This is a genomic window from Pandoraea fibrosis (assembly GCF_000807775.2).
GTDB lineage: Bacteria > Pseudomonadota > Gammaproteobacteria > Burkholderiales > Burkholderiaceae > Pandoraea > Pandoraea fibrosis.
Map to the genome: position 1 here is coordinate 949,107 of NZ_CP047385.1, position 13,012 is coordinate 962,118.

Annotated in this window: 12 protein-coding genes; 7 read left to right on the forward strand and 5 right to left on the reverse strand. The window is 64.0% G+C overall.

The window, feature by feature from the left end; genetic code table 11:
* Positions 1-18: 18 nt before the first annotated feature.
* From eda to PI93_RS04195, 4 genes are all read left to right on the forward strand, one after another.
* A complete protein-coding gene (gene eda / locus PI93_RS04180) occupies positions 19-645 on the forward strand; it encodes a bifunctional 4-hydroxy-2-oxoglutarate aldolase/2-dehydro-3-deoxy-phosphogluconate aldolase (protein ID WP_039374254.1) in 627 nt (208 codons plus the stop codon).
* A 120-nt stretch (positions 646-765) separates the two neighbouring features.
* Complete coding sequence (locus PI93_RS04185; RefSeq protein WP_039374253.1) at positions 766-2,121, forward strand: GntP family permease; 1,356 nt, start codon at positions 766-768, stop codon at positions 2,119-2,121.
* A 79-nt stretch (positions 2,122-2,200) separates the two neighbouring features.
* Positions 2,201-2,734, forward strand: coding sequence for a gluconokinase (locus PI93_RS04190; RefSeq protein WP_039374252.1), 534 nt, complete (start codon positions 2,201-2,203; stop codon positions 2,732-2,734).
* A gap of 49 nt (positions 2,735-2,783) precedes the next feature.
* A complete protein-coding gene (locus tag PI93_RS04195) occupies positions 2,784-4,133 on the forward strand; it encodes a THUMP domain-containing class I SAM-dependent RNA methyltransferase (protein WP_039374251.1) in 1,350 nt (449 codons plus the stop codon).
* A 78-nt stretch (positions 4,134-4,211) separates the two neighbouring features.
* On the opposite strand, the gene PI93_RS04200 is transcribed toward PI93_RS04195, so the two are convergent.
* From PI93_RS04200 to PI93_RS04220, 5 genes are all read right to left on the reverse strand, one after another.
* Positions 4,212-5,309 (reverse strand): hypothetical protein, encoded by a 1,098-nt coding sequence (locus PI93_RS04200; protein WP_039374250.1) that lies wholly within the window; start codon positions 5,307-5,309, stop codon positions 4,212-4,214.
* Between the two features lie 143 nt (positions 5,310-5,452).
* Entirely contained in the window at positions 5,453-6,214 is a 762-nt protein-coding gene (locus PI93_RS04205) for a 5'-methylthioadenosine/adenosylhomocysteine nucleosidase (protein ID WP_039374249.1), read from the reverse strand.
* 104 nt (positions 6,215-6,318) lie between these two features.
* Positions 6,319-7,761 carry an NAD(P)(+) transhydrogenase (Re/Si-specific) subunit beta gene (locus PI93_RS04210; protein WP_039374248.1) on the reverse strand — a complete coding sequence of 481 codons (1,443 nt, stop codon included), beginning with the start codon at positions 7,759-7,761 and terminating at the stop codon, positions 6,319-6,321.
* Positions 7,758-8,078, reverse strand: coding sequence for an NAD(P) transhydrogenase subunit alpha (locus PI93_RS04215; protein WP_159372138.1), 321 nt, complete (start codon positions 8,076-8,078; stop codon positions 7,758-7,760). The genes PI93_RS04210 and PI93_RS04215 overlap by 4 nt, the downstream gene beginning before the upstream one ends.
* A 15-nt stretch (positions 8,079-8,093) precedes the next feature.
* Complete coding sequence (locus PI93_RS04220) at positions 8,094-9,224, reverse strand: Re/Si-specific NAD(P)(+) transhydrogenase subunit alpha (protein WP_159372139.1); 1,131 nt, start codon at positions 9,222-9,224, stop codon at positions 8,094-8,096.
* Between the two features lie 440 nt (positions 9,225-9,664).
* On the opposite strand from PI93_RS04220, the gene PI93_RS04225 reads away from it, so the two are divergent.
* The 3 genes from PI93_RS04225 to PI93_RS04235 all read left to right on the forward strand — a co-directional run bounded on the left by PI93_RS04225 (position 9,665) and on the right by PI93_RS04235 (position 12,975).
* Positions 9,665-10,141, forward strand: a complete 477-nt coding sequence (locus tag PI93_RS04225; RefSeq protein ID WP_039374586.1) for an NUDIX hydrolase — start codon at positions 9,665-9,667, stop codon at positions 10,139-10,141.
* Positions 10,138-11,301 carry a tRNA 2-thiouridine(34) synthase MnmA gene (gene mnmA, locus PI93_RS04230; protein ID WP_039374585.1) on the forward strand — a complete coding sequence of 388 codons (1,164 nt, stop codon included), beginning with the start codon at positions 10,138-10,140 and terminating at the stop codon, positions 11,299-11,301. The genes PI93_RS04225 and mnmA overlap by 4 nt, the downstream gene beginning before the upstream one ends.
* 72 nt (positions 11,302-11,373) lie before the next feature.
* Positions 11,374-12,975, forward strand: a complete 1,602-nt coding sequence (locus PI93_RS04235) for an FMN-binding glutamate synthase family protein (protein ID WP_039374583.1) — start codon at positions 11,374-11,376, stop codon at positions 12,973-12,975.
* Positions 12,976-13,012 lie beyond the last annotated feature (37 nt).

A 13,012-nucleotide genomic window follows, 5' to 3' on the forward strand; every position in this document is an offset into this window, starting at 1 on the left:
GCATTCAAGGAAAACGTAATGGACATCAATGACATCGTTCGTGCCGGTCCCGTGGTTCCGGTGCTCCAGTTCGACAACGTCGAGCAGGGTGAGCAAGTCTCGCGCGCATTGCTCGCGGGCGGCGTGCGGGTCCTCGAAATCACGCTTCGCACACCGGCGGCAATGGACGTCATTCGCCATGTGGCAGGGCTGTCCGACGAACTGATCGTGGGAGTGGGCACGCTCACGCGTCCCGAGGAAATGGCGCAGGCCGTGGCGGCCGGCGCGCGTTTCGGCGTCTCGCCGGGCTATACGCCTGCGCTGGGTGCGGCTGCCAAGGCGGCCGGTCTGCCGCTGCTGCCGGGCGTGGTCACGCCGTCAGACATTCTCGCGGCGCTTGCCGACGGCTACGAGACAGTGAAGTTCTTCCCGGCCGAACCGTCGGGGGGCGTGCCGATGCTCAAAGCGCTGTACGGCCCGTTCCGCCAGGTGCGTTTCTGCCCGACGGGTGGCATCAGCGCGGAGTCGGCGCCGTCGTACCTCGCACAACCGAACGTGGTGTGCGTGGGCGGCTCGTGGCTGACGCCCAAGGCGCTCGTCGACGCCCGCGACTGGGACGGCATCACGCGCCTGGCACGCGCCGCGACAGCATTGCCGCGCGGCTGACTGCGAGGTGGCAGGACGGCCGTAGAAGGAGCACGGCCGGCAGGACCCATAACAGGATTTCAATAATCGGGCGCAAGCCCATCGGGCATCCGCCCAACTAGCCAAACGAGGAGACCCCCCATGGTCGCGGTGCAAGGCAACTTGCTGCTGGTGTACGCGCTTGTCGCGGTAATCGCGTTGATCGTGCTGATCGCGCGTTTCAAACTGAATCCGTTCATCACGCTGATCGTCGTCTCGCTCGTGCTCGGGCTGGCGGTGGGCATGCCCATGGGCGGTATCGTCAAGGCTTTCGAGACGGGCGTGGGCAACACGCTGGGGCACATTGCGCTCGTGGTGGGGCTTGGCACGATGCTCGGCAAGATGATGGCCGAGTCGGGGGGCGCAGAGCGTATCGCGCGCACGCTCATCGGGTTCTTCGGTGAGAAGAACGTGCACTGGGCGATGGTCGTGATCGCGTTCATCGTCGGTCTGCCGGTGTTCTTCGAAGTCGGTTTCGTGCTGCTGATCCCGATTGCCTTCAACGTGGCCAAGCGTACCGGCACGTCGATGGTGCTCGTCGGCATCCCGATGGTCGCCGGCCTGTCGGTCGTGCATGGCCTGATTCCGCCGCACCCGGCTGCCTTGCTGGCCGTGACGGCCTACAACGCGGACATTGGCCACACCATCATGTACGCGCTGATCGTCGGCATTCCGACGGCCGCGATTGCCGGCCCGCTCTTCGCGAAGCTGATGTCGCGTTACGTGGTGCCGAATCCGGACAATCCGCTGCTGGCCCAGTTCGTTGACGAAGATCGCGAGATGAGCCAACTGCCGGGCTTCGGCATCACGCTGTTCACGATTCTGCTGCCGGTGATCCTGATGCTCATCGGTAGCTGGGCAGATGTGTTCTTCGCACCGAAGACGTTTGCCAACGATTTCCTGCGTCTCATCGGTAACTCGGTGATGGCGCTGCTCATTGCCACGCTCGTGAGCTTCTTCACGTTCGGCAAGCAGCGTGGTTTCAATCGCGACCAGATTCTGAAGTTCACCAACGAGTGTCTGGCGCCGATTGCCACGATCACGCTGGTGGTGGGCGCAGGCGGCGGTTTCGGGCGTATTCTCATGGACAGCGGCGTGTCGAAGGCGATCGTGGATGTGGCCACGCATGCGAACCTCTCGCCGCTGCTGCTGGGCTGGCTGGTCGCGGTGCTGATCCGTATTGCGACGGGCTCGGCCACGGTGGCCATGACGACGGCGTGCGGCATCGTCGCACCGATCGCGGCTGCGGCTGGCGCCACGGTCAAGCCTGAGCTGATGGTGCTGGCCACGGGGGCGGGGTCGCTGATCCTGTCGCACGTGAACGACGGTGGCTTCTGGCTGGTCAAGGAGTACTTCAACATGACCGTGCCGCAGACCTTCAAGACCTGGACGGTTTGCGAAACGATCATTTCGGTCGTGGCGTTGTTGCTCACGCTTGGCCTCGCGACGGTGGTCTGAGGTCACGATGCGCGAGGCGCAATGCCAGAAATACGCCGACGCAAGTCGGCCGGTGGGTAAGGGAATAAGGAGGCGAGCCATGATCGTCGTGGTAATGGGCGTATCGGGCAGCGGCAAGAGCACGGTCGGGCAGCAGCTTGCCGACCGTCTGGGCTGCGGGTTTTCCGACGCGGATTCGTTTCACAGTGCGGCGAACATCGAAAAGATGCGTCGCGGTGAGGCGCTGAACGACAATGACCGCGCACCGTGGCTTGCGGCGATTCGTGAAGCCATCGTGGCGCGTCGGCTGGCGGGACGTCATCATGTGTTCGCCTGTTCGGCGTTGCGCGCGCGGTATCGCGATGTGTTGGGCGAGCACGACGGCGATGTCGTGTTCGTCTACCTGAAGGGGGCTCCCGAGGTGATCGGCGAGCGGCTGGCGTCGCGTTCGGGGCATTTTTTCGACCCGGCGCTGCTCAAAAGCCAGTTCGACACGCTCGAAGAACCGCGCGATGCGCTGGTGATCGACATCCGCGAGTCGCCCGACGCCATCGTGGAGACGCTGCTGCACAAGCTCGCCGCGTGCCCCGGCGGCGCACCGCTGACGTCGGCCGGGCCGGCGCGCGTACAATAGCGGTTTATTCCCTCCGCCGGCACTTCGCGTGCCGGTCGTAAGCATCGACATGGCTTCCTTCGAATTCTTCGCACCCTGTCCTCGTGGACTGGAAGAGGCGCTTGCCGCCGAACTGGCCGAGCTGGGACGTCTGGCGCCGGTATCGGTTGGCAAACAGGTGCCGGGTGGCGTGCATTTCGCCGGCCCGTGGGCGGCCGGCATGGCGGCCAACCTGCATTCGCGCATCGCGAGCCGTGTCCTGCTGCGTGTGGCCCAGCAGGGTTATCGCACGGAACAGGACATCTACGAATTCGCCCTGCGTCAGCGCTGGGAAGAGTGGTTCGGCTATCAGCAGACCCTGCGTGTGGATGTCACCGGTATCAAGGCGCCGGTGCGCAGCCTCGAGTTCGTGACGTTGCGCATCAAGGACGCCGTGTGCGATCGTCTGCGCGAGAAGACTGGCTCGCGGCCGAACATCGATACGTCGGAACCCGACGTTCGCGTGTTCGCCTTCCTGACGGCGACTGACGCCACGCTGTATCTCGACACCTCCGGCGAAGCGCTGTTCAAACGCGGTTGGCGTCTGGACAAGGGCGCCGCGCCGTTGCGCGAGAACCTGGCCGCCGGCATTCTGCGACTGGCCGGCTGGCGCACCGATACGGCCGCCGACATGGTGCTGTACGACCCGATGTGCGGCAGCGGCACCTTCCTCGCCGAAGCCGCACAGATTGCGCAAGGCGTCCCTGCGGGCGCGGGCCGTCGCTTCGGTTTCGAGAAACTCAAGGGCTACGACATCACGGCATGGCAGGCACTGAAAGTGCAGGCGACAGAGGCGCAGCGCGACGCGCGCGTGCGTGGTGTGCCGTCGACCATTTTCGGCAGCGATATTTCGGGGGACATGCTGGTCAAGTCGCGCGCCAATCTGGAGCGCGCCGGCGTGGGTGACATCGGCCTGAAGCAGGTGGATGCCCGCGATATGTCGCCGCCGGTGGATCGGCCGGGGATCATCATCGCGAATCCGCCGTATGGCGAGCGTATCGAGGTGCGCGGTCGTCGTGCGCCGCGTGATGGACGTGATGGACGCGATAGTCGCGACGGTCGTGACGACGACGAGCGTTATTCGCCCGACGTGCAAGGCAACCGTGGCGGTTTCCAACGGAATCAGCCGGACGGCGTGGATGCCGAGTTCTTCCGTGCCTTTGGCGACGCCCTCAAACAACGTTTCACCGGCTGGAGCGCGTATTTGCTGACGGCCGACATGAGCCTGCCGGGGCAGATGCGTCTGCGCGAATCGCGCCGCACGCCGCTGTACAACGGTGCGCTCGAATGCCGCTTGTTCCGCTTCGACCTGATCGCCGGTTCGGTGCGCAAGCGTGGCGATAGCGAAAGCAAGGGCGAAGACAGCGCACCGCAAGCGTAAGCGCATCGTTGCTCGAGGGTAAAAAAGACCGGCGATTGCCGGTCTTTTTGCTTTCCGGGCGACGTGAATCGGGCGAGGTTACCGGCTACCTTCGGAGGAAACCGTGAGCCGATCACCGGGGGGCGGTGATGCGTTTGGCGATAAGGTCGGCGGCGGCGCGACGCGCACTGCCCGTCGCCGGGACGTCGACGCCTCGTGGCGGTCCCGCAACTCGCTCGGCCGGATGGGCGCTTGGGCCGGATCGAATGTCAGGTTGTCGGGGTCGGAGAGATCGCTGTCGTAGTCAGGGCCGGTGCGGGCAGGATGGCCCGCAAGGTCGAGGCAACCGATCAGCGTCACGTTCCTGAGCCAACGCTCCGTTTCGCAGGTCACCGGATTGTGAGACACGATGTCGTCGCGGAAGGTCGCACCGCGCGGGTCCGGAGATATCTCCCAGAGACCGTTACGCACTTCCCAATGCGGCCAGACCTGCCCGGTAGTGCCGTGATGCGTGTGCGCCAAAGCCTGATACGCGCGGCGGCAGGCGTCGCGCACGCAGTCGTCGTCCGTCCGATCCATGGTCGCGATTTCAAGCAGTTCTCTGAGACTTCCCGTCTCACTCGTCGACGCGCTGTAGAAATATACCCACTTGTTGGTGACGTCGAACGACCACGGTACGGCGACGTCGTGACCGAAGGCTTGCAAGATGCGTAGCGTCAGGACATCGTCGGCCACATGCACTGCCTCGTCGCGCTCCTGCACCGATCGTGCCCACGCGTTGAGCGTCGGCGTCAACACCAGCCGCTCGAAGATCGTCCATTGCGTCGGGCGCGCGAGCAGTCGTTGCAGGAGGTCGACGGCAATCGCATCCGGCAGACCGGCATCTCTGAGCAGGTCTACCGTCACCTCGTGGTCTTCCAGCACGGCGAGCTGACGCAGCGCCAGTCGCTGTCGTGCATCGCGAGCCGGCTCGCCGATGGGGGTCTTGCCGATGTATCGCTCGATTTCGTGTCCGAACACGCTGTCCGCGTGCACGGCGGCAAGCGCGATGGCCTCTTTCGTCGGATTGCATTTGGGGTTGAGCGCCCGGATCTGCACGACGTCGCTCCAACTGAGGGACCGGTAAATAGGCTCCAGGGCCACAGTATTCAGATGCGCGGCTGTGCCTGGCGCGACATGACAGTTGCCAACGTTCATCGACAATTTTCCTTCCGACAAAGTGAGAGGAGGCATTGTCGGGAAAGACGCCCGCGAACGATGTCGAGATCGCTCGCCGGAATTGTCGAAACGGTGCGGAGATGCGGAGATACCGAGGTGCCGCCGATGACGTGCTCGCCGGCTCAGGCGGGTTTTGCCATCAGGAAGCGGCGAAGCACGCCGTGCGAGTAGTGGCTCGCGACCTCGCGAAGAAAGCGCGCGAAGTCGACGTAGGCGTCGTCGTCGGCAGCATCGGAGAGCGTGCGCATGACCGCGAACGGGATGTCGTACTCGTGACACACCTGCGCCACAGCCGCGCCCTCCATCTCCACGGCGAGGGCTGCGGGCAACGCATCGCGCAGGCGATCGACTTCCTGCACGCTGGAGACGAAGCGGTCGCCACTCGCGATCTGGCCAACGTGCACGCGCGGCGCGGTCATCTGAAATTTGGCGCGCAAGGTGGCCGACACCTGTGTCGTCATCTCGCTGGCGAGCCAGTCGCGGGCGGCTTGTGCGAGGGCGTCGCGCAGGACGGGCGTGGTGTCGAAGGTCGCGCGTCCGAGCAGCGGAATTTCGTAGCGGGGGAAGAGGGGGCTGGCGTCCATGTCGTGCTGCACGAGGGTGTCGGCGATCACCACGTCGCCCACCGACAGTCCGTGGGCGAGGCCACCCGCCAATCCGGTAAAAACGATCTCGTCAACGTTGAACCGGTGAATCAGTGCGGTCGTGGTCGCTGCCGCCGCCACCTTGCCGATGCGTGCGAGCACGATGACGCAGGGGTGCCCATGCAGTTTGCCCACGTGGTAGTCGCGCATGCCAATGTGCTCGACGTGCGCCCCGGGGGCCATTTCGGCGAGCAGATCGGCGACTTCTTCATGCAGAGCAGCGACAATACCGAGCGTCATGACGCGATTCCAGCAGGCAATGAGAAGCGCGCATTGTAGCGCGGGGCTGCGCCGTCCCGGGCAGCCCCGCTTTGCCGCGCCATGCCGTTGACCGGCGCGTGGACTTACTCGACGGCCTTGACCATTTCTTCGACGACCTTCTTCGCGTCGCCGAACACCATCATGGTCTTGTCGAGATAGAACAGTTCGTTATCCAGCCCGGCATAGCCCGCCGCCATCGAACGTTTGTTGACGATGATCGTCTTGGCCTTGTAGGCCTCGAGAATCGGCATGCCGGCAATCGGCGATTGCGGATCGTTCTTCGCAGCGGGGTTCACCACGTCGTTCGCGCCGAGCACCAGCACCACGTCCGTCTGGCCGAATTCGCCGTTGATCTCGTCCATCTCCAGCACCTGGTCGTAGGGCACTTCGGCTTCGGCGAGCAGCACGTTCATGTGCCCCGGCATGCGACCTGCCACCGGGTGAATGGCGTAACGGACATTCACGCCTTTCTCCGAGAGTTTGTCGGTCAACTCCTTGAGCGCGTGCTGTGCGCGCGCCACGGCCAGACCGTAACCCGGCACGATCACCAGCGATTCGGCGTTGCTCATCAGGAACGCCGCGTCATCCGGCGAGCCCGACTTGACCGGACGTTGCTGTTGTTCGCCGCCGGCGGCACTTGCGCCGGGCGTTGCACCGAAGCCACCGAGAATCACGTTGAAGAACGAGCGATTCATGGCCTTGCACATGATGTAAGACAGAATCGCGCCCGACGAGCCGACCAGCGAGCCCGCGATGATGAGCATCGGGTTGTTCAGCGAGAAGCCGATCCCTGCGGCGGCCCAGCCGGAGTACGAGTTCAGCATCGACACCACGACCGGCATGTCCGCCCCGCCGATCGGGATGATGATGAGCACGCCGAGCACGAAGGCGATGGCCGTCATCAGAATGAACGGCAGCCAGCTTTGCGACAGGAAGAAAATCACGCCGAAGCCGAGCATCGCGATGGCGAGCAGCAGGTTGATCGTGTGCTGGCCCGTGAACTGAACCGGCGCGCCCTGGAACAGACGGAACTTGTACTTGCCCGAGAGCTTGCCGAAGGCGATGACCGAACCCGAGAACGTGATGGCGCCAACGAACGTACCGATGAACAGCTCGATACGGTTGCCCGGCGGCAATACCGTTTCCCCGGCAGGCACGATGCCGAACGCGGCCGGCTCGGCCACTGCGGCCACCGCGATACACACCGCCGCCAGACCGATCAGCGAGTGCATGGCCGCGACCAGTTCCGGCATCTTGGTCATCTCGACCTTGCGGGCGACGAACGCCCCGATGCCGCCACCGACCACGAGGCCCGCGAGAATCAGACCGAGGCCCGAATAGCCGCCGCCCATCAGACGACGCAGTTCGTAGATCAGCGCCAGCGTGGTCAGCGCCGCAATGGCCATCCCGATCATGCCGAACGCGTTGCCGCGCCGTGCCATTTTCGGGTTCGACAAGCCCTTGAGTGCCTGAATGAAACAGATCGACGCGACCAGATACAACAGCGTCACAAGATTCATGCTCATTGCTTGTCCCCTTCAGCCTTTGCCGGCTTGTCTTTTTTCTTGAACATCTCGAGCATTCGCTGTGTCACGAGGAAGCCCCCGAACACGTTCACGGCGGCGAGCGCCACGGCGACCACGCCCATCGTCTTGCCGAGGTTGCCTTCGGTCAGCCCGGCCGCGAGCATGGCGCCCACGATCACGATGGCCGAGATCGCATTGGTCACCGCCATGAGCGGCGTGTGCAATGCCGGCGTGACGTTCCACACCACGTGATAGCCGACGTACACCGCCAGCACGAAGATGATCAGATTGATCACCGTGTGATTGATCATTTCCATTTGCGTCCCCCTCCCTTATGCCGCACGCAGCACTTCACCGTCGCGGCACATCAGGCACGCGGCAACGATGTCGTCGTTGGTATCGATCACGAGCTTGCCTTCCTTGTCGATCACCAGCTTCAGGAAGTCGAGCACGTTGCGTGCATACAGCGCGGACGCATCGGCGGCGACCATGCCGGCGAGGTTGGTGTATCCCGCAATCGTCACGCCGTGGACTTTCACGACCTCATCGGCCACCGACAGCGGGCAGTTGCCGCCGCCGTTCGCGCCGCGTCCGGCGGCCAGATCGATGATGACCGAGCCGGGCTTCATCGCCTTGACGGTGTCCTCAGCGATCAACGTAGGCGCGGCACGGCCCGGAATCAGCGCGGTAGAGATCACGATGTCCGCCTGCGTGAGGCGGGTGTGCACCAGTTGTGCCTGACGGGCGAGCCACGCGGCGGGCATCGGACGCGCATAGCCGCCCACACCCTTGGCGATCTCGCGTTCTTCGTCGGTCTCGAAGGGAACGTCGATGAACTTGGCGCCGAGCGATTCGATCTGCTCGCGCACGGCCGGACGCACGTCCGACGCTTCGATCACCGCCCCCAGCCGCTTGGCCGTGGCAATGGCCTGAAGGCCTGCCACGCCCGCGCCCAGCACGACCAGACGTGCGGCCTTGACCGTGCCGGCCGCCGTCATGAGCATCGGCATGAAGCGTTGATAGAGATTGGCGGCGAGCATCACGGCCTTGTAGCCGGCGATGTTGGCCTGCGAGGACAGCACATCCATGCTTTGCGCCCGCGTGGTCCGCGGCGCAGCTTCCAAAGCGAAGGCCGTGATGCCGGCGGCGGCCATGCGGCCGTTGTTCTCCGCGTCGAACGGATTGAGCATGCCGACAACCACACTGCCGCGCGGGATTTGCGCGAGTTCTTCCGGCGACGGTGCCCGTACCTTGAGGACGAGTTCCGCGCCCAGCGCGTCGGTGGCGCTGCCCAGCGTAGCGCCGGCGGCCTCGAATGCGGTGTCGGGAACACTGGCGGCGTCTCCTGCACCGCGTCCGATAACGACCTGATGTCCCGACGCGACCAGCTTTTTCACCGTTTCGGGCGTTGCCGCGACACGGGATTCACCGGCAAGCGTCTCGGCGGGGATGCCGATTCTCATTGCGACTCTCCTTGGGTTTGTGAACTGATCTCATCAGAGGCCATGAACCGTGGGCCAAGGAGCCGCAACACGCGCTGCCGGGGCAGGCGCACTACCTGTTTCGCCGCTGATGACATTAGTCCTGCACAAACCACTGCATACGAACTACTGCACAAACCGGTGATGCGGTACTGCTACTGCGATTGCTGTCATTGCGTGTTGCACATTACTGGTGCTCGTCGAAGCTTACCCGAAGATTACAAACCCGCCTATTGCACGAAACGACATATGGATATGCGAATGTGCACGGATGGCGGGCCTCTGAGCCGACCGACCGGTCGGTTGTGCGAATCGCCGGTCTCCTGCGCCAAACACCGCCAGACGGTAAAATGTCGGTTTTATCGGGGTAACGTCCTGGCGTATCAGGGTCCGCCAGGTCCCGCGTCCCGCAAGGATGTGCCATGAATGCACGCTGGAAGCCCAACGTGACGGTCGCGGCGGTCGTCGAGCGCGACGGCCGTTTTCTGTTTGTCGAAGAGCAAAAGCGTGCGGGCCTGTTGATCAATCAACCGGCCGGCCATCTTGAGCCGGGCGAGTCGATCCTCGATGCCGTGCGTCGCGAGGTTCTCGAAGAGACCGCGCATCCGTTCGAGCCGCAGCATTTGCTGGGCATCTATCTGGCCCCCGGCCCGGACGACATCGCCTATCTGCGCTTCGCCTTCACCGGCACGCTGGGCGCATTCGATGCATCGCGCACGCTCGACGAGGGTATCGTCGGCACGCTCTGGCTCACGCCGGACGAAGTGCGGGCGCAACGTGCGCGGCACCGCTCGCCCATTCTCGAGCGATGCATGGACGATTACCTGCGGGGGGTACGTTACGACCTCGCGATACTTCAGACCCATCCGGCCGTTGCCGGTGGGCAAGGCAATACATGAGTCAAAAACGCGTAGTGGTGGGCATGTCGGGCGGCGTGGATTCGTCGGTCACGGCATGGCTGCTCAAACAACAAGGCTACGACGTCGTCGGTCTGTTCATGAAGAACTGGGAAGACGATGACGACAGCGAATACTGTTCGACCCGGCAGGACTGGATCGACGTGGTGTCGGTCGCCGATCTGATCGGCATCGATGTCGAAGCGGTGAATTTTGCCGCCGAGTACAAGGACCGCGTATTCGCGGAGTTCCTGCGCGAGTATTCGGCCGGGCGAACGCCCAACCCGGACGTGCTTTGCAATGCCGAAATCAAGTTCAAGGCATTTCTGGACCACGCCGTGGCGCTGGGCGGTGAAACCATCGCCACCGGCCATTACGCCCGCGTGCGTGAGCGTGAAGGGCGTTTCGAACTGCTCAAGGCGTTCGACCATACCAAGGACCAGAGCTACTTCCTGCACCGGTTGAACCAGAAGCAACTCTCGCGCACGATGTTCCCGCTCGGCGACATGCCGAAGACGAAGGTTCGCGAGATTGCCGCACAGATCGGTCTGCCCAACGCGAAGAAAAAGGATTCGACGGGGATCTGCTTCATCGGCGAGCGTCCGTTCCGCGACTTCCTCAACCGGTACCTGCCGACCAAGCCGGGGCCGATGAAGACGCCCGATGGCGCCATCGTGGGCGAACACGTTGGTCTGGCGTTCTACACGCTGGGGCAACGCAAGGGCATCGGTCTGGGGGGCAGCCGCGACGGCTCCGGCGAGCCGTGGTTCGTGGCGCGCAAGGATATGGCGAGCAATACGCTATATGTGGTGCAAGGCCACGATCACCCGTGGCTGCTCTCGAGCACGCTAGACGCGGAAGACCTGTCGTGGGTCGCCGGCGAGCCGCCGGCCGAGGGCACGCATTGCGGTGCGAAAACACGCTATCGCCAGGCGGACGCCGCCTGCGAAGTCGTGCGCGCAGATGCAGGTGCACTCACTCTCTCGTTCTCCGAGTCGCAGTGGGCCGTCACGCCGGGCCAGTCGGCTGTACTGTACGACGGCGAGATCTGTCTGGGCGGCGGCATCATCGCCTCAACGACGCCGGCAGCGACGTCGGGGCCGGGCAACGTCGATACGCCAGCCGCCGTGGCGGCCAAGCACACCATCCTCAATACGCATTGAAGCCACCGGCGCTTGCCGGGGACACACCCGGCAGCGTGACCGGTGAGTGTCCCCCCAAAGCAAGGAGGTTTCATGTTTTCGCGCCGATTCCTGGCTCTCTGGCTCGTTGTCGCGTTGCTCGTCACAGCACTCGCGTTGGTGCTGTTCGACGGCTGGCATCCGCTCTGGCCGCTACCCTTTGCGGCGTTGGTCGTTCTCGGGGTGTGGGACGTCCTCCAGCAGCGTCACGCCGTGCTGCGCAATTACCCGCTGTGGGGGCATTTCCGGTTTCTGTTCGAATTCATCCGGCCGGAGATTCGCCAGTACTTCGTGGAAGACGACACGTCCGAGACGCCGTTCTCGCGTGCTCAGCGCAGCATTGTCTACCAGCGTGCCAAGGGGGACGTCGACAGCCGGCCGTTCGGCACCGAGGTCGACGTCAAGGCGACCGGCTACGAATGGATTGCACATTCGCTCGCCCCGACCGTTCTCAAAGATCACGACTTTCGCATCACCATCGGTGCGGATCGGGCACAACCGTATTCGGCGTCGATCTTCAACATCTCCGCCATGAGTTTCGGCGCGCTCTCGGCCAACGCGATTCGCGCGCTCAATCGTGGGGCGAAGCTCGGTAACTTCATTCACGATACGGGCGAAGGGTCGATCTCGCCGCATCATCGCGAGCAGGGGGGCGATCTGATCTGGGAAGTGGCGTCGGGCTACTTCGGTTGCCGCAACGACGACGGCACGTTCAATGCCGAAAAGTTTGCCGCGCAGGCGACCACGCCGCAGGTGAAGATGATCGAGGTGAAGCTCTCGCAAGGCGCGAAGCCGGGACATGGCGGCGTGCTGCCTGCTGCGAAGATCACGCCGGAAATTTCGGCCACGCGCGGCGTGCCGATGGGGCAGGACTGCATTTCGCCGTCGCGTCACAGCGAGTTCTCCACGCCGCTCGGCCTGCTGCAATTCGTCGACCGTCTGCGCACGCTCTCGGGTGGCAAGCCGACCGGATTCAAGCTGTGCATCGGCCATCCGTGGGAATTCTTCGGCATTGTGAAGGCCATGCTCGAAAGTGGCATCCTGCCCGACTTCATCGTCGTGGACGGCTCGGAAGGCGGCACTGGCGCTGCGCCGCTGGAGTTCACCGATCATGTGGGCGCGCCGTTGCAGGAAGGGCTGCTGCTCGTGCACAACACACTCGTGGGCGCGGGGCTGCGCGACAAGATCCGCATTGGTGCGTCGGGCAAGATCGTCACCGCGTTCGATATCGCCCGCACGCTCGCCATCGGCGCGGACTGGTGCAATTCGGCCCGCGGCTTCATGTTCGCCATCGGTTGCATTCAATCGCAGAAGTGCCACACCGATCGCTGTCCGACGGGCGTGGCGACGCAGGATACGTTGCGTCAACGCGCACTCGTGGTACCGGACAAGGCGCAACGCGTGCAGCAGTTCCATTCGCATACGTTGCACGCGTTGCAGGAACTGATTCAGGCAGCGGGACTGTCGCATCCGTCGGACTTGCGTGCGCATCACATCGTCAGGCGTGTGTCGTCCAATGAGATTCGCCTGATGTCGGAGTCGCTGAAGTATCTCGAGCCCGGCGATCTGCTGCGCGGGCAGTTCCGCTATCAGCTTTACGAAAAGTACTGGCCGATGGCGCGCGCCGACAGTTTCGCTGCGGCCCCCGCGGCCTGAGCGAACGGCGAGAGGCCGCATCGCTCCCCCGAACCCG